Genomic DNA, 15,406 nt, shown 5'->3' with positions numbered 1-15,406 from the left:
ATCAGGATATTGAATTACATCATTCCAACCATAACTTAAAGTCTTTTACGCGCTCCCTGCTTACTATGATTTCCTGCTCGTTAAAGCGGTTCAACTTGATCTGGAGCCTTGAATTGGTGTATGAAATGATGTCTCCTATGTGGTTGACGTTCACATAGAATTTACGACTGACCCTGAAAAATAATTGAGGCGAAAGTTCCTCGTCCAATTGTTCAAGGGTGGTATCCAACAAATAATTTCTACCATCGGAAGTGGCCGCATAGGTACCCTTGTTCTCACTGTAAAAACATTCCACATCATCGGCATTGATGATCTTCAAATGTTGCCCTACCCTCACCGTAAATCGTTTTTTGTATTCACGCTCCAAGGGGTTCACCAAAAGCTTTTTTATGTCGTTAAAATCGACCGAAATTTTTTGGCTTTCCGGTTTAAAATTCCGGTACTTTTTTACAGCCGTTTCGAGCTCTTCATCATCGATCGGTTTTAGGAGATAATCGATGCTGTTCAACTTGAAAGCTTGGAGTGCATATTCGTCATAAGCAGTGGTAAAAATGATGGCACTTTTCACCTCTACCACATCGAAGATTTCGAACGAAAGTCCGTCCGATAATTGGATGTCCAAAAAGATCAGATCGGGGTGTGGATTGTTCTGGAACCACTCGATGGATTCGTCCACCGAATGGAGCATGGTAGACACCTCAATTTCCTGTTCGGACAACAACCTCGCCAACCTTCTTGCTGCCGGTTTTTCATCTTCGATGATGATCACATTCATACCTTCTGTTTTATATTTTTCTAAAAAGCGGACTCATTTTTGTCCCTTTCCAAATATGCTTCAATTTTCCTTTTTTCCCACTTTTTGATAATAGGTCGCCCAAAGACCACGAATCCCTGGATCAAGATCAACGCCCCCCAAATGAGAATGACGGAGATAAAGTTCCAATCCATCCATTCCAAGAAATTGGGATCCGCCTCTTGGTTCTTTTCCGCCATCACTTCCAAGATAGTTCCTTTAGCCGTCAACATCAAAACACTGATGAGGAGGAACAATGTCAAGTGTGCATAAAACCCTTTAATGGCTCCTACCCTTTTCTTGGCCAATTCATAAGAACTCAAGGCACTCATACCGATCATTTAAATTTACTACTATCCTCCTCTTCCTGCTCCATATATTTTTGGATCTGGCGTTCTTCCCAATGCTTTAGAAAAGGGATCTTATATCGAAAGGTATACAGGCCATGCACGACCAATATGATACCCCATATCAAAATATTACTGATAACCCAGTCAAAATAATACGGTTCCGTTGGGAACCCTTCTGGCATTAAACGATTCAATGCGCCGGTTTTTAGCAAATACAACAATCCGTTGATCACTATAAAGATTTTTACATGCCTGTAAAAACTCATGTACTCTTTCACCCGCTTGGAGGCTCTTTCGTATTTCCGATTTAAATTTTCCAAAACTTTGGTTTATAAGAATTTGTTGATGTCTTCCTTATCCTTATCGATATACTTTTGAATCTGTTTCTCTTCCCAATCCTTGCCCAAAAACGGATTTACCCCAAATACTTTTGCTGCGTGAAAGGCCAATCCTATCCCCCATCCGAACAATGTCAGAAAATGGGGCCATTGCCAAAAATTATCGGTCTGTACATAAATATTCACCAGGACAAAGGTGTTGATCACCACGTAAATACTCAAGTGAATGTAGAATCCTTTCAATTCGTCCACCCGTTTCTTGGCCCTTGCATATTTGTCGTTTTCTAAATTTTCCATGACTATTTCCATTTATCGGTATTTTCTTCTTCTTTCATAAACTCCTCAATTTTACGCTTTTCCCAGTTTCTTCCAAAAAAGGGATTAAGGTCGAATACTTTAATGGCATGAAACACCAATCCGATACCCCATCCAAAAGCGGCCCACAGGAACCACATGTAACCGAAACCGTTGCTGTAATAATTGATAAAGGCCAATCCGGATATAACAAGGACATAGGATGTAAGATTCCCGTAAAACTTTTTAAGTTCGTCCACCCGTTCCTTGGCGCGGAGGTATTTGTTTTCTCTGTTTGAATTTTCCATGACTTTGGTTGTTGATGTGATGTAACAGTTAAAGATACTGATTGTTAAAAATTATCGCTGTTCATGAATTCCTTGATCTTGCGCTCTTCCCAATCCTTACCGAACAAAGGGTTTCTTCCTGAAGCGGACAACCACATTCCGATAAGGCCCATTCCCCATCCTACTGCCGGAAAAATGGCCCAGGGGAAACTGGTAGTGCGGTAGTTGATATAGACCAATATTGGGATTATGATACAATACGCGAACAAACTATTATAGAAAGCCTTAAGGTGACACACTCTTCTTTTGGCCCTCTCATAACTGCTTTGTGATACATTTTCCATGACTTTTGATTTTTAAGTTATTGATACACCAAATGTCGCAAGCTAAAAAAAGGTTTAAAAAACTAGATTCTTGAGTTGTTGAATTTGAGGGATGAACTGTAAGCTGGGAAGGTTAAGGGATGAGAGGTTTAGGGTTTAGGGAGGGATGAGGGTGAAGGGTGAAGGGTTGAGGGGTCATGGGTTGAGGGTGAAGGGTTGAGGTTTATGATTTCTGACATCCGACTTCTGACATCCGACTTCTGACTTCTGTTAATTGATAATTGATAATTGATAATTGGTTATTGGTTATTGCCAATTGTAAATTGAACTAAAAATCATCCTTCTCCATAAGCTCACGGATCTTGCGTTCTTGCCAACGTTTGCCCCAAAGTGGATTATACCCGAAAGCTTCCATGCCATGTACGGCAACGCCAAATCCCCAACCGATAGTTGGAAAGAAAGCCCATAGAAAATCCGTGGTACGCAAATTGAGCCACCACAAAAAAGGAATCACGATGCAATAGGCAATCAGGTTACCGTAGAAGTCTTTTATGGCCTTCACACGCTCCTTGGCCTTGGCATACCGCTTTTCCTCAATATAGCTCTGCTGAGAGGCCACAATGGAATATTTTTGGGTAAGCATGGGCAGGGCAACACTGAAATCGGTATTCGTCTTATTGATGATAACACCACGGTCGGTCAAGATCTGGTACCGCTGTCGAATATTCTGCAGACCTACTCCACTACTCTTTTTCACCACCTGCTTTTCTTGAAGGTTGTTCGTGACCACCAACATTCCACCCTGTTCAAAAACTTTTATATGAAGGGGTTTGGAACTGGTGACCACATTATGCTTCACCGCATTTTCCAATAACAATTGCAAGGAAAGTGGAACGATCTTGGCATCGGGCTGGGTACATTTCTCAGGAATATCGAAAATGATGCTATCCTCAAAACGCATCTTTAACAATCGAACATAGGTACGTGCAAAATTGAGTTCTTCGTCCACTGTTACCAAATCCTTGTTCTTTTGCTCCAGAACATAGCGGTATACTTTGGAAAGCGATGTGGTGAATTTTTGGGCCTGTTCTGGATCTTCCTCGATCAAACTGGTGAGCACATTCAAGCTGTTGAACAAAAAATGGGGGTCCAATTGGTTCTTCAGGGCATCAAAACGGGCCGATGCAGACCCTGCAATGATCTTTTGCTCCTTTACCTGTCTCTCTTTGTAATACTTGTAGAAATACGCAGCATAAAACAGCAGCGCAACCACCATCGATATGAAAAAGGAATTGACATAATACTGTGGCTTTTCCGACATCATAAATGCGGAGAACGACATGTTGTGCACGATTACCTTCAACAAAACCCGCGAAAGGAAAATACCGATGATGGAGGCAACAATATTTCCCAAGATACCATAACCGATATACTTACGGGTAAACAGTTCTTTGTTGTACTTGCGCATCAACAAAATAAAAGATGCCGCATTGCAGAGGTAAATGGTCATGGAAAAGATCATGCTTTCCCAAAACTCTGTCCACAGTTCCTGCATGGTAAATTGCCAGCCATTCAGGAATAAAATAATGAGGACCACCAGAAAAATGGCGACCCCCACTAAAAATGATTTGAATATTTCCCTTATGATAAGCTTCATTCTGTCTTATTTACATGCCGCCAATACCTGCTCTGCCCTTTCCTTGCCCCATGACGGATAAAATGGCGTATCGGTTTTAAAGGTAGCAAAAAGTTCCAACGCCCTTTCCACATCCTTGCAATACGATGCTGTATCTTTTCCAAAATAGCGTGCAGCTCCCATATCCCATTCCGCTTTGGAAAGCACCACCCTCGGATTGTTGGGGTCAAGCTCCAAGGCCTTTTGGTACAACTGTACGTTCTTTTGGGACATGGTCATGCCATAGGTCGCCCCATCGAAAGCGATCCAGGCCGTATTCATCAGGGCCTCCTGTATCAAAATTTCTGCATTGTCGGGGGAAATGGCTTTTGCCACATCCAAAAATTCCTTGGCTTTTTCCAATTGTTTGCTCAGTTTCTCCTCGTCTTTTTCACCGAAAGATACCACGGTATTCACCTGTGAAACATAATAGTAGGGCAACCAATTATCAGGTTCGGCCGTGGCAATCCGTTCAAATAGATTGGAAGCCTCCACAATTTTTTGATTTTCCCACAACTCAAAGGCTTTTTCCATCCCTTTGGTGTATTGGTCCTTGGCCTGCGCCTGTACTTGGGCAACCGAGGCTCCAATAAGTAATAAAAGTGTTATCAGTTTTTTCATGACTTTGTTTTTAATTGATTTTCAATGGTCCAAAATTGAACATGTCACAGTAGAATAGAAACAAAGAATGACCGAATTGTTGAAATGAGAGGATGAACTGTATTACCATTCTTTCAATCCGCAATATTTAATACTTTAGTGCTCTTTTCAATCAAGTTCTACATTTATGTACATTCCACCCTATTACGAGAACAAAGACCTTCCGGAAATCAAGAAATTTCTAGTGGAAAACAGTTTTGGCATTTTGGTCAATGTGGTGGATAACAAACCTTGGGGCACACACATTCCCCTGGAATTGGAAAAGGACAAGGATGGTCGGGACATTTTGGTAGGTCATATCGCGAGAGCCAATCCACAATCAAAGGTTTTGGGACAGACAGGCGAAGTCTTGTGCATCTTTAACGGTCCGCATGCTTATGTTTCTTCATCTTGGTACAAAGAGGAAGAAGTGCCCACATGGAACTATATTGCCGTTCATGTCTATGGAAAATTGAACCTTCTTACCGAAGAAGAGACCATGGCTTCCATGTACCGTTTGGTGGAAAAATACGAGAAGGGTTCCAAAAATCCCATTTCTCTTCACAACATGTCGCCCAAAACCTTACGTCAGGTTAAAGGGGTTGTGGGGTTTCAAATTTTGATATCCGACATCCAAGCCACTTACAAACTATCCCAGACCCGGCCCGAAGACCATGCCATGATCATTTCGGAACTTGAGGAAAGGGAAGATTCCGGCAGTAAGGCCATTGCACAAAACATGCAGGGAAACCAACAATAACTTTTATTCAATATCTTGGAAAATGGCATCTGCCCAATTGGAATACCTGGGGTTTTCCACGTGCATGATCCACAATTCATCGGTATACGATCCTTTTAAATTGGATTGATAGGCCGCATAAGCCTCCTCGTTTTCCTGATACTTGGCCAAATACACATAGTTTAACCCATTGTCCGGGTTTTTGAAGTATTGTGCTTCCAAACCTTGGGCCTTCAATTTGGCCATGAAGTTCTTCAGGTTGGTCTCATTCTTGAAAACGTTGGCCACAATATAATGTCCTTGCCCTACCCCATCCAAATTGATATATTTTTCAATTGGCTTGTAGGCGCCTCCATGAAATTTCCCTTCCGCTTTTTTGTCCGCCACTTTTAGTGGTTTGTTCTTGGGAGTATTATCTGCCAATGCAGATTTTTCAATGGAACTGTATATAGAATCCAAGTCTTCGCTGTCCGCCAAATAGAGTTTTTGCGCCTTATCCTCAATTTCAGGAATCTTATTGCCCGTATGCCGTTTCACGATGCGCATGACCATTTCAAATCGTTTCTCCATATCACGCTCCCTGTTCTTCTCCAAGGAATCCATGCGATATACCAACTCATTGATCACAGCGTAGTTATCTTCTTGTTGGGCCTTCAATGCCTCCAACTGGGCCTCCCAAAATGCCAAATCCTCCTTGTTGTTGGGCCTCAAAGTCGTCTCCACATCCAACTTGCTCTTTTTTGAGGTGGATTCTTTGTCCTGGGTGTCCGCAACCTCGGCTGCTGCGACTTGCTTGGCATCCTTCCTCAATTCTTCATTATCATTATCCACAATGAACGTGTTTTTGGATAAATTGGGAATGAAGGTGTAGGCAATGGAAATTTCATGGGTAACACCCAAATTGGCAATATTGTTGCCTAGATTTTTCTCAAAATTATATCCAAAGGAAAGTCTGCGGTTCAAATTAAAACCAGCTCCTGCCGAAGCACCGTAATACTGATCATATCCTCCTTGGATCCAGCCCAATTTGGGCAGATCCATGATCAAACCTCCACCAAAAACAGGGTCGTTATTGCCTTCAAATCGGGCCCTTGCCAAAGGCAATAGACGAGCATCCTCAAAAATACCATAGCCATTTTCAAACTCATAAGTGTATTGTAGGTGACCTGAAAAGGTCTTATTGTCCAAAGCCGTTAACGATTTTCCTGATTTAATGTTGTAATCCACCAAGTTTTGGGCAAATACCCCAATATCAAATTTCCCCAAAGAAAGGTTTAGACCAGGCTGGAAAGAAATGATGGAACTTTCCGTTGCGTCGTCCAACAGTGGATCTTCTTCTAAAGTAACCGCCCTGCTAGGATCATAACTGCTCACATAATACGGTATATTCACCCCAAAGGTAAGGCTACTTTCCTCTCCCAATTTGATGCCGTGTGAATAGTTGGCCATAACGCCCAAGTTGGAAATAACCCCTTCTTGCTGGTTATACAGACTGAAACCCAATCCCACCATATCGTTCAATTTTCCACTGTAACTTAGGAAGTAGTTTTGACGATTGTTGTCGAATGCGGCACTTTGGCTGCGATGGAACAGGTTCACATAGGACTTATCTTCGCGAACGGCAGAAAATGTGGGGTTGATCAAAAATCGGTTGAATTTCAACAAATTTTGGAAAGGGACATCATAGCTCACATACGGATTGCTTTCCTGGGCCGTCATGGTATGGGCCAGAAACACGAAGAGCAGCATCGGGAACAATGCTTTTTTAGCACATTGGCAGGGTAACTTTTTGAAAAAATGTAGTAGTCTTATCTCCATAGCCGATTGGATTAAGTAGGTTAATTTGCCTTTTTGGGATAGGCGGATATTGGTTGTTCGTTCTCATTAGCAAGATTTGGGACTTGTAAGAGTTTTATTACTAAATGTAATACAATATTAATTAAAATATCGGCCATGAGCCAATTTTTTCGTTGAACGGTCACCTATTTTCCCAATTTAACACATTCATCATGTGATATTTGGGTCAAACCTTCCAAAATAGGATTAATTTTGATATGCTAAACCCGATTGAACTGTTATGTCAGAAACCGTTACCGTCATCCCATATTCGGATAAATACCAAGATGATTTTAGGCGATTGAATGAAGAATGGATCACCAAATTCTTCAAAATGGAAGAAATGGACCGTATTTCACTCCATCATCCGAAAGAATACATCTTGGACAAGGGTGGTTACATTGCCGTGGCCTTGATGGGTGATTTACCAGTTGGGGTTTGTGCCCTTATCCCTAGTAAAAAGGACGGGTACGAATTTGAATTGGCCAAAATGGGAGTTTCACCTGTTGCCCAAGGAAAGGGTATAGGAAAACTATTAGGACAACACATCATTCAAAAAGCCAAAGCGCTCGGGGCCAAAAAATTATTCCTTGAAAGCAACCGAATACTAACGCCTGCCCTTTCCCTTTATGAGAAACTGGGATTTGTGGAAATGGTCGGGGCCACATCGCCTTATGAACGCAGCGACATTCAGATGGAGCTGATTCTAACTGATTGACGGGCAAACCTACTAATCTTTACTTATCACATAAAGAACGTTTTCTTCTTCATTGTACTCCAACGTGTTACCATTGTTATAAAAGTCCAGAATATCCTGTAGGTCGACCACAATAGTCTCTTTTACAGAACCTATGGAAGTACCCGGGAAAGGATTGGTGACATCCTTTATTTTTTTTACAACACAGTTTTGAAGTGGTTTCACTTTGGTATATCCTAACCAGCCTATCTCCATGGTTTGGTTTGTAATGTTATGGTGTAAAGTGACTTCATAGTGCTGTACCTGTTCCCCTTTCACCTTGGTGTTTTCAATTTGACTGCCAAAGGAGTATAGGTTCCGCATTCCTTGGAGCACATATCCATCAAAACTGGGTTCTTTTTGATCGTATAGGATATAATCATCAGCAATCAAGTGCACCAAACTTTCCAATTGGTTAGGATCCATATAATAGGTCCCATCCTCTTCTATCAAATTGAAGGACTTGTGAAAGATAGGCTTTGTGTTTTGTCTTAAGGCTTCTTCCAAAATGTTCCTGTTTGCAGGAAAGGGCATCAGATACACTTTGTCATTTTTTTTCAATCCGATCAAAACCGACTTTCCTTCTAGATGACCTCCAATAAAAAAATAATAGAACACGGAGGCCATCATCATAAAAACAATACCCCAAATGATCTTGACCTTGAGCATGGGTGTACTTTTCATCATCGCTCCCTTTAGTTGCATTCAAAAACCAGAACGCTAAAATGGAACATCTGATTCACAACTTTAGTCCACAATTCACGAATGCATGTTTTCAGTTGACCTAGAGAGATATGTGCAAATCAAAATAAATCTGGAATTCCACCACCACTTTAATTTTTATATCCAATTAAAAATGAGTAATTTAAAAGCATCAATCTAAAATCCGAGAAACATGGGCACAGTAAAAAACCTGAACAAGTGGGCCAATGCCCACACCTATTATCCACTGGATTTATTACGAATCTTTCTCGGAGTATTTCTTTTCATCAAAGGCGTCGAATTTATCACCAATTATGAGGAAATGGCAGAAATAGCCAGACCCTTTCAAGACCTTCCGGGCGGTATGATCATCCTTCATTATATTGCGCCAGCCCATTTTGTAGGGGGTGTGTTGATCGTTGTTGGATTGCTTACCCGTTGGGCATCCATTGCCCAACTACCCATACTTGTAGGTGCCATTTTGACGAATTTCTTTGGGACCATGAATACGGCCAATCTTACATTGGCAATCCTCATGTTCGCAGCGTGCGTCTTTTTCATTGTTTACGGATCGGGAAAACATTCTGTTGACTACTACCTTAAAATGCAGCAATAACTACAGGTTATCCAACTGATTGCTTTTCTTGTCGGAACTGATGGTCCAAAAGAAGCCCACAAAGAAGAAACTGTCCGCCGGAGGGGTTATGGCCCTTCTATTGTAAACTCCGTCCATATTGGGCGCATCGGCATATTGATAATTGCTTACATTATTGAATCCCAACATATTGCTGACCGAAAAGTATAGAATCTTCTGCTGGTCTATCAAATAGGCCCAATTAAAGCTCAAGTTATTGTACGACTTCGTCTTTTCTCCCATAAAAGTGGAAGTATTGGGATTGTTATATGGCCTTCCCGATCCATAGGAATAGGAAAAACCTACCTGCGATCGCAGTTTATCCACCCAATATTTGGTCACTACCGAAAGATTGTGCTTGGATGCGAAATTGGGAGTGGCACTGGTCGGAAAGCTGGCATAGTCCCTTTCGGTATCCAAATAAGAATAGGAAACCCAATAATCCAAATGCTCAATACTCTTGTTATCTCTCCAGAAAAGGTCCAACCCCGTAGCATACCCGTCACCAGAATTGGAATATAGGGAACCAAACTCGGGCATTTCCGTGTTATACTTCACGAATTGATCATAGTCCTTGAAATACGCTTCTGCACGAAAAGTCTTCCCTTTACCCACATACTGATAGTTCAAAATATAGTGGGAGGCTTTTTCAAATTGCAGGTTGTTTTCAAATTTTACAATATCGGAATTGGGCCTTTGGTAAAAATCGCCATAAGCCAACGAAAACTGCCCAAATTCACCTGGTTTGTAGGCCAAGGCCATTCTTGGGGAAATGTTGAATTCATCCAGAAGGGTGCTCTGTTCTGCCCTGACCCCCAACTTCAAGGCAAATTTGTTGCTCAAGAAAATATCGGATTCCATAAAACCGGCCCAAAGGTTTTCGTCGTATTCGGTGTTAAAATTAGTTCCTTCAAAATCGGTATATCCTTGATCGTATTTCGACATAAATACCTCTGCACCAAAATTAAAATCAAACCTGTTACTGAAGTTTTTCCTAGCTTTTATTTTGATATGCGAAGCAGTCTCCTTTGTATCTACTTTATCACTTTCAATACCGATATCATTGGTATCCCAAGCGATACTGGCACCACTGGTCAAGCTCCAGTCGTTTTGAAAAAAATACTTGTAGGAAGAGTTAAAGTAAAGGTTATTATTGGTCAATTGAAAACGAACATAATCAGTATAATTGATATCTTCCTGTTCTATGACCAAATTGGAATGGTTAAAACCTGTATACAGCTTGAACATACTCTTTTCACCCTTACTTCGGAAAACCGCCTCCCCAGAAAAAGATTCGTAAGGGCTCTTCCAATGAACACCGTTGTTAGATGGCAACAAGGCTTCATAAGGCGCGAGGTTGATGTACGAAGTGTTCAAACTCAGGGATTGGTCTCCCCAAATTTCGGTATGGCCCAAACCGGCACCGACAGACATAATGGAAATATCGGTTTTTTCCTGGTCGGGTACATCGGAGGTGTTCAACAACAGCACACTGGAAAGCGCTTGTCCATATTCCGCGGAATACCCTCCTGTGCTAAAGGTGATGCCTTTAAAAAGAAATGGGGAAAACCTTCCACGCGTGGGCGTATTATTGGCGGTGGCACTGAACGGTTGGAACACGCGGAGGCCATCAATAAACACCTGGGTCTCGTTGGCCGATCCACCACGCACGAACAAACGTCCATCCTCATTAACCGTAGTGGTTCCTGGCAAGGTTTGTAGTGCAGCCACAAAGTCGCCCGCAGCTCCTGCAGTGGTTACAATATCCAGTGGTTTTAAAACGGAAACCTTGGAATTGTCCCCCGCCTCAAAAGTTCCAGCAGTCAAAGTAACCCCGGAAAGGGAATTGATGGCTTCCACCAGTTGGATCTTTAAATCCTTAAAGTAAGTTACGTCACCGATCTCGTAATGAGGCTCGTAGGACAACATGGAAATTACCAAAGTTTGGGTTCCGGTCTCCTCTGTTTCAAAAGAAAATTTACCATCCTTATCGGTTGAAGCTCCATCATAGGTGCCCTCCAAATATACATTGGCACCCTCAATGGGGATTTTCTTATTATCGGTAACGGTACCCGACACAATGGTCTGGGCCGATAAAAATCCAGTGGTAAAAAGAATTGTAAAAAGAATAATGATGTTTTTCATGACTGTTTATTTGATTGTTGCCACAAAATTGACCAGACTCCAATTGCCAAGCCAATAGGATATACCCAACTGTTGATTTTCAATGATGAATTGGAATGTCATTTTTCCCATTACAGTTCATACCCAAAATTTGACAATTCGGTAGATTGTAATTTTTAACGAAGGGATGACATACGAGATTTGTGGCAACAAAACATCAAAAACAAACCCTATGAAAACTGTTACACTAGCATTAAGTTTTTTATTCGTTAGCCTTGTTGCCATGGCACAGGAAAGTACCGGCACCAAAATCACCGTAACCATTGACAACATCAACAACGACCAAGGAAAAGTATTGGCGGGCCTACACACCGTGGATACCTTTATGAAAGGACCCGGAATCCAGAATCTTGAAAGTAAAATTGAAAACGGAAAGGTTGTATTGACCTTCACCGGTGTTGCCCCAGGAGCCTATGCCATTATGGCTTTGCACGATGCAAATGAAAACAACCGCATGGACTACGAATCCAACGGTATGCCCAAAGAAAGCTATGGTATGTCCGGGAACGACATGTCGTTTGGCCCACCCAGTTTTTCAGCTTCCAAATTTGAAGTAGGCAGTGAGGATTTGGAACTGACTATCCGATTTTAAAACAGAAAACATCATCAATCAACAACGTTAAGCCTGCTCGGAGCAGGCTTTTTTTTATTTTGGAAAATTGTTTCATTATAGATTATCCTGATGGTTTTTTATACTTTTATATCCCATATTTATCATAAGGATGACCATTACCCAACTTCAATATGTGCTGGCCGTTGCCGAACACAAGAACTTTACCCTTGCCGCCGAAAAGAGCTTTGTTACCCAACCTACCCTGAGTATGCAGGTGCAAAAACTGGAGGATGAGCTGGGCGTGCTCATTTTTGATCGGAGCAAAAAGCCCATTTCCATTACCGAAGTGGGGAAGAAAATTGTGGCCCAGGCCAAAAATATTGTAGCCGAAGCAGAACGCATTAAGGATATTGTGGATCAGGACAAGGGATTTATTGGTGGCGATTATACTTTGGGGATCATTCCTACCGTAATGCCGACTTTGTTACCGATGTTCCTGAATACCTTCATTAAAAAATACCCGAAAGTAAACCTGATCATTAAGGAACAGTCCACTGACAGTCTAATCAAAAACATTTTGGATGGCCATTTGGATGCCGGTATCGCCGCCACCCCATTGGAAATCGAGTTTATTAAGGAAAGACCTTTATATTATGAACCTTTTGTAGGCTACGTCCCCAAAAGCCATCGGTTATCTTCCGAGACACAGTTGACCACGGACCACTTGGATGTAAGCGATATATTATTGTTACAGGATGGGCATTGTTTTAGGGATGGGGTCATCAATCTTTGCAAAGCATCCAAAAACATGAACGGGGAGCAGTTTAAAATTGAGAGCGGTAGTTTTGAGACGTTGGTGAGTTTGGCAGATGAGGGAATGGGAATGACGTTATTGCCTTACCTGAACACCCTCCATCTAGAATCTAAAAAGGTTGAAAATCTAAAACCCTTTAAAAGTCCGTCACCGGCTAGGGAAATTAGTTTGATCTACCATAAAAGCGAATTGAAAATACAGATCACTGAAGCCCTTCGCGATGTGATTTCCAGCATTGTTAGAGGAGCAATAGCCTTTCAGGACGTGAAGATTATCAGTCCGTTGGCAAAAAATTAAAGGGCCGCGTTTGCGGCCCTTGTGGTTATTTTAAGTTTTTAACAATACTAATGTCGGTTCCAACTCCGGTTTATCCACAATAAAAAAGTGTAACCAGATTTTAAGTTCTTCAATTTCACTGGGCAATAAGGTCGAAATTGCCTTTCTCAATTCCCGAGTGAAGAGTTTTACATCAAAACTAACCTTCTGAAGGATGATTTTGGTGTAATCTAACATAGCTCCGGCCATAGAAATTTGATTAGATTGAATAATTGGTTGTCCATCTAAATTAGGTAAAAACCCAAACACATAACTTAAAACCCAGTTAAAAATTGAATAACTTCGTGTTAAATTCGATAAATGACCAAAATGCCCTTAATTTGTTGCAGGATTAGCAAATATCTGATAATCAATTTGTTCATTTTGTCAATTTTGCTCGGAGGGTGCTCCCCTACCCGTAAAATTGCCCGATCCAACCTTAAAAACACGGCTCTTCAGAACTCTTTTCATGGATTGGTGGTCATGGATGCGAAGACCCAAAAGATACTCTTCAACACGAACGGTGACCGCTATTTTACCCCTGCAAGTAATACGAAGATCGTGACCTTTTATACGGGTATCAAACTGCTTCCAAAAAACATTCCTACCCTAACTTATACTATTGCCAACGATACCGTTTTTGTTAAGGGAACTGGTGACCCTTCTTGGTTACACCCCCATCTGCATGATAGTACGGCCATAAATTGGCTCAAAAAACAAGGCAATATTGTACTCTACACCCAAAATACCGACGAACTTCGGTTTGGTCCCGGTTGGGCATGGGAAGATTTTGACACCTATTTTTCTCCGGAACGTACAACCATTCCCCTTTATGGCAATGTGGTGGCCGTTTCCAACAATCAAGGGTTGGAGGTTTCCCCTTCCTATTTTTATAATGAAACTCAGGTGGCCGAACATCCTTTTAAACGGGATGAACTTGCCAACCATTTCTATATTGCACCTTCCGAGCAGGATACTTTGGAAATTCCTTTTATGGCCGGTGACAGTCTCACCAAACAACTTTTGGAATCGGGATTGGAGAAGAAAATCAGTATGGTAAATCATTTTCCAGAGGGACCCGTTGGAACCCTTTACGGCATGGAAACGGATTCCATTTATAAGCAGATGCTGTTTAAAAGCGATAATTTTTTAGCGGAGCAATTGTTGATGACGGCTTCTTCCATGATTTCGGATACCATCGGCACGAAAAGGGCCATTGCCTATATGTTGGAAAACGATTTGAAGGATTTGGAGCAACAACCCCGATGGGTAGATGGTTCAGGGCTTTCGCGATATAATTTGTTTACACCCAAATCCTTTGTTCAAATCCTCAGTAAACTCTACAATGAAGTTCCTGAAGATCGTTTATTCACCCTTTTTCCCATGTGGGGACCCGATAGCACCGTAAAGGAATGGGAAGATCCCGATACTGAACCCTTTTTATTTGCAAAATCGGGGTCATTTGGAAACAACTATAACTTGAGCGGATATGTCAGGACGAAATCTGGCAAAGTGCTCATTTTCAGTTTTATGAACAATCATTTCAAGGTGCCATCCATCGAAATACGAAAAACCATGTATGCCACCTTAAAGGAATTGTACGAGCGTTATTGATGGAGCAAACCTTGTAATTGAGCGTATTGCAGTAGTATAATGGTCTTGGCATCCCTGATTTCCCCTGTTTTCACCATTTCCAATGCTTTGGGAAACGACAGTTCCAACACTTCAATGTTTTCCGTCTCATCATCGGCACCACCGCCATCACTGATTTTCATGGATTCTTCATATTGCCCAATGAAAAAATAAAGGATTTCTGTCACGGATCCGGGCGACATATAGGCCTCCAACACTTTTTGCACTTTTTCAATTTTATAACCGGTCTCCTCTTCCACCTCCATTTTGATGGTTTCCTCCGCGTTGCCCTTTTCCAACAGACCTGCACAGGCTTCCACCATCATCCCGTTTTCATTTCCGTTCAAAAAAGTGGGCATCCGAAATTGACGCGTTAGCACAACCGTGTTTTTCTTCGCATTGTACAGCAAAATAACCGCCCCGTTTCCTCGATCATATGCTTCGCGTGTTTGCTTTTCCCAAACGCCATCATCACGCAGGTATTCAAATGAAACTTTTTCAAGCGTGTACCAATTGTCCGAGAGCAATTCCCGCTTCATGTTCCTTATTCTATTGTTTTCCA

18 protein-coding genes are annotated in these 15,406 nt (G+C 41.7%); 6 read left to right on the top strand and 12 right to left on the bottom strand.

Annotation, left to right across the window (positions count from 1 at the left end; translation table 11 throughout):
- Positions 1–19: 19 nt before the first annotated feature.
- The 8 genes from LKX84_RS02965 to LKX84_RS02930 form a co-directional block, all read right to left on the bottom strand.
- Positions 20–775, bottom strand: a complete 756-nt coding sequence (locus LKX84_RS02965; protein ID WP_228235627.1) for a LytR/AlgR family response regulator transcription factor — start codon at positions 773–775, stop codon at positions 20–22.
- Positions 776–795: 20 nt separating this feature from the next.
- On the bottom strand, positions 796–1,125 hold the full coding sequence (locus tag LKX84_RS02960; protein ID WP_228235626.1) for a 2TM domain-containing protein: 330 nt from the start codon (positions 1,123–1,125) through the stop codon (positions 796–798).
- Positions 1,126–1,130: 5 nt separating this feature from the next.
- The gene (locus tag LKX84_RS02955) at positions 1,131–1,463 is read right to left on the bottom strand and encodes a 2TM domain-containing protein (protein WP_228235625.1); all 333 of its coding nucleotides are present in this window, start codon (positions 1,461–1,463) and stop codon (positions 1,131–1,133) included.
- Positions 1,464–1,472: 9 nt separating this feature from the next.
- Positions 1,473–1,778, bottom strand: a complete 306-nt coding sequence (locus LKX84_RS02950; protein WP_228235624.1) for a 2TM domain-containing protein — start codon at positions 1,776–1,778, stop codon at positions 1,473–1,475.
- A gap of 2 nt (positions 1,779–1,780) precedes the next feature.
- Positions 1,781–2,083, bottom strand: coding sequence for a 2TM domain-containing protein (locus LKX84_RS02945; RefSeq protein ID WP_228235623.1), 303 nt, complete (start codon positions 2,081–2,083; stop codon positions 1,781–1,783).
- Positions 2,084–2,127: 44 nt separating this feature from the next.
- Positions 2,128–2,406 carry a 2TM domain-containing protein gene (locus tag LKX84_RS02940; RefSeq protein WP_228235622.1) on the bottom strand — a complete coding sequence of 93 codons (279 nt, stop codon included), beginning with the start codon at positions 2,404–2,406 and terminating at the stop codon, positions 2,128–2,130.
- Between the two features lie 307 nt (positions 2,407–2,713).
- Positions 2,714–4,042, bottom strand: a complete 1,329-nt coding sequence (locus LKX84_RS02935; RefSeq protein WP_228235621.1) for a 2TM domain-containing protein — start codon at positions 4,040–4,042, stop codon at positions 2,714–2,716.
- A 6-nt stretch (positions 4,043–4,048) separates the two neighbouring features.
- Complete coding sequence (locus tag LKX84_RS02930; protein WP_228235620.1) at positions 4,049–4,681, bottom strand: hypothetical protein; 633 nt, start codon at positions 4,679–4,681, stop codon at positions 4,049–4,051.
- A gap of 166 nt (positions 4,682–4,847) precedes the next feature.
- Here LKX84_RS02930 and LKX84_RS02925 point away from each other — a divergent pair, with 166 nt between their 5' ends.
- Positions 4,848–5,459 (top strand): FMN-binding negative transcriptional regulator, encoded by a 612-nt coding sequence (locus tag LKX84_RS02925; RefSeq protein ID WP_228235619.1) that lies wholly within the window; start codon positions 4,848–4,850, stop codon positions 5,457–5,459.
- 3 nt (positions 5,460–5,462) lie between these two features.
- Here the strand turns inward: LKX84_RS02925 and LKX84_RS02920 are convergent, their stop codons facing one another.
- A complete protein-coding gene (locus LKX84_RS02920; RefSeq protein ID WP_228235618.1) occupies positions 5,463–7,256 on the bottom strand; it encodes a type IX secretion system membrane protein PorP/SprF in 1,794 nt (597 codons plus the stop codon).
- A gap of 259 nt (positions 7,257–7,515) precedes the next feature.
- Here LKX84_RS02920 and LKX84_RS02915 point away from each other — a divergent pair, with 259 nt between their 5' ends.
- Positions 7,516–7,992 (top strand): GNAT family N-acetyltransferase, encoded by a 477-nt coding sequence (locus tag LKX84_RS02915; RefSeq protein ID WP_228235617.1) that lies wholly within the window; start codon positions 7,516–7,518, stop codon positions 7,990–7,992.
- Positions 7,993–8,004: 12 nt separating this feature from the next.
- On the opposite strand, the gene LKX84_RS02910 is transcribed toward LKX84_RS02915, so the two are convergent.
- Positions 8,005–8,697 (bottom strand): hypothetical protein, encoded by a 693-nt coding sequence (locus tag LKX84_RS02910; RefSeq protein WP_228235616.1) that lies wholly within the window; start codon positions 8,695–8,697, stop codon positions 8,005–8,007.
- Between the two features lie 208 nt (positions 8,698–8,905).
- Here LKX84_RS02910 and LKX84_RS02905 point away from each other — a divergent pair, with 208 nt between their 5' ends.
- A complete protein-coding gene (locus tag LKX84_RS02905) occupies positions 8,906–9,328 on the top strand; it encodes a DoxX family protein (RefSeq protein WP_228235615.1) in 423 nt (140 codons plus the stop codon).
- Here LKX84_RS02905 and LKX84_RS02900 read toward each other — a convergent pair whose 3' ends face one another.
- Positions 9,329–11,491: a TonB-dependent receptor gene (locus LKX84_RS02900; RefSeq protein WP_228235614.1), complete on the bottom strand. Its 2,163-nt coding sequence runs from the start codon at positions 11,489–11,491 to the stop codon at positions 9,329–9,331.
- A 211-nt stretch (positions 11,492–11,702) separates the two neighbouring features.
- Here LKX84_RS02900 and LKX84_RS02895 point away from each other — a divergent pair, with 211 nt between their 5' ends.
- From LKX84_RS02895 to LKX84_RS02880, 3 genes are all read left to right on the top strand, one after another.
- Positions 11,703–12,122 (top strand): DUF2141 domain-containing protein, encoded by a 420-nt coding sequence (locus LKX84_RS02895; RefSeq protein ID WP_228235613.1) that lies wholly within the window; start codon positions 11,703–11,705, stop codon positions 12,120–12,122.
- A 130-nt stretch (positions 12,123–12,252) separates the two neighbouring features.
- A complete protein-coding gene (locus tag LKX84_RS02890; protein WP_228235612.1) occupies positions 12,253–13,194 on the top strand; it encodes a LysR substrate-binding domain-containing protein in 942 nt (313 codons plus the stop codon).
- Positions 13,195–13,596: 402 nt separating this feature from the next.
- Positions 13,597–14,826, top strand: a complete 1,230-nt coding sequence (locus tag LKX84_RS02880) for a D-alanyl-D-alanine carboxypeptidase (RefSeq protein WP_228235610.1) — start codon at positions 13,597–13,599, stop codon at positions 14,824–14,826.
- Here the strand turns inward: LKX84_RS02880 and LKX84_RS02875 are convergent.
- On the bottom strand, positions 14,820–15,383 hold the full coding sequence (locus tag LKX84_RS02875; RefSeq protein ID WP_410548866.1) for an NUDIX domain-containing protein: 564 nt from the start codon (positions 15,381–15,383) through the stop codon (positions 14,820–14,822). The two genes, LKX84_RS02880 and LKX84_RS02875, sit on opposite strands and share 7 nt — an antisense overlap.
- Between the last annotated feature and the right edge of the window lie 23 nt (positions 15,384–15,406).

Source organism: Allomuricauda sp. M10 (assembly GCF_020782875.1).
Taxonomy (GTDB): Bacteria; Bacteroidota; Bacteroidia; order Flavobacteriales; family Flavobacteriaceae; genus Flagellimonas.
This window is presented reverse-complemented; position numbering and strand designations above follow the sequence as displayed.

Excerpts from the sequence above, each read along its gene's own strand:
- LKX84_RS02965 (WP_228235627.1), bottom strand. The coding sequence starts at position 775 with ATGAATGTGATCATCATCGAAGATGAAAAACCGGCAGCAAGAAGGTTG.
- LKX84_RS02960 (WP_228235626.1), bottom strand. The coding sequence starts at position 1,125 with ATGAGTGCCTTGAGTTCTTATGAATTGGCCAAGAAAAGGGTAGGAGCC.
- LKX84_RS02950 (WP_228235624.1), bottom strand. The coding sequence starts at position 1,778 with ATGGAAAATTTAGAAAACGACAAATATGCAAGGGCCAAGAAACGGGTG.
- LKX84_RS02945 (WP_228235623.1), bottom strand. The coding sequence starts at position 2,083 with ATGGAAAATTCAAACAGAGAAAACAAATACCTCCGCGCCAAGGAACGG.
- LKX84_RS02940 (WP_228235622.1), bottom strand. The coding sequence starts at position 2,406 with ATGGAAAATGTATCACAAAGCAGTTATGAGAGGGCCAAAAGAAGAGTG.
- LKX84_RS02935 (WP_228235621.1), bottom strand. The coding sequence starts at position 4,042 with ATGAAGCTTATCATAAGGGAAATATTCAAATCATTTTTAGTGGGGGTC.
- LKX84_RS02930 (WP_228235620.1), bottom strand. The coding sequence starts at position 4,681 with ATGAAAAAACTGATAACACTTTTATTACTTATTGGAGCCTCGGTTGCC.
- LKX84_RS02925 (WP_228235619.1), top strand. The coding sequence starts at position 4,848 with ATGTACATTCCACCCTATTACGAGAACAAAGACCTTCCGGAAATCAAG.
- LKX84_RS02920 (WP_228235618.1), bottom strand. The coding sequence starts at position 7,256 with ATGGAGATAAGACTACTACATTTTTTCAAAAAGTTACCCTGCCAATGT.
- LKX84_RS02915 (WP_228235617.1), top strand. The coding sequence starts at position 7,516 with ATGTCAGAAACCGTTACCGTCATCCCATATTCGGATAAATACCAAGAT.
- LKX84_RS02910 (WP_228235616.1), bottom strand. The coding sequence starts at position 8,697 with ATGATGAAAAGTACACCCATGCTCAAGGTCAAGATCATTTGGGGTATT.
- LKX84_RS02905 (WP_228235615.1), top strand. The coding sequence starts at position 8,906 with ATGGGCACAGTAAAAAACCTGAACAAGTGGGCCAATGCCCACACCTAT.
- LKX84_RS02900 (WP_228235614.1), bottom strand. The coding sequence starts at position 11,491 with ATGAAAAACATCATTATTCTTTTTACAATTCTTTTTACCACTGGATTT.
- LKX84_RS02895 (WP_228235613.1), top strand. The coding sequence starts at position 11,703 with ATGAAAACTGTTACACTAGCATTAAGTTTTTTATTCGTTAGCCTTGTT.
- LKX84_RS02890 (WP_228235612.1), top strand. The coding sequence starts at position 12,253 with ATGACCATTACCCAACTTCAATATGTGCTGGCCGTTGCCGAACACAAG.
- LKX84_RS02875 (WP_410548866.1), bottom strand. The coding sequence starts at position 15,383 with ATGAAGCGGGAATTGCTCTCGGACAATTGGTACACGCTTGAAAAAGTT.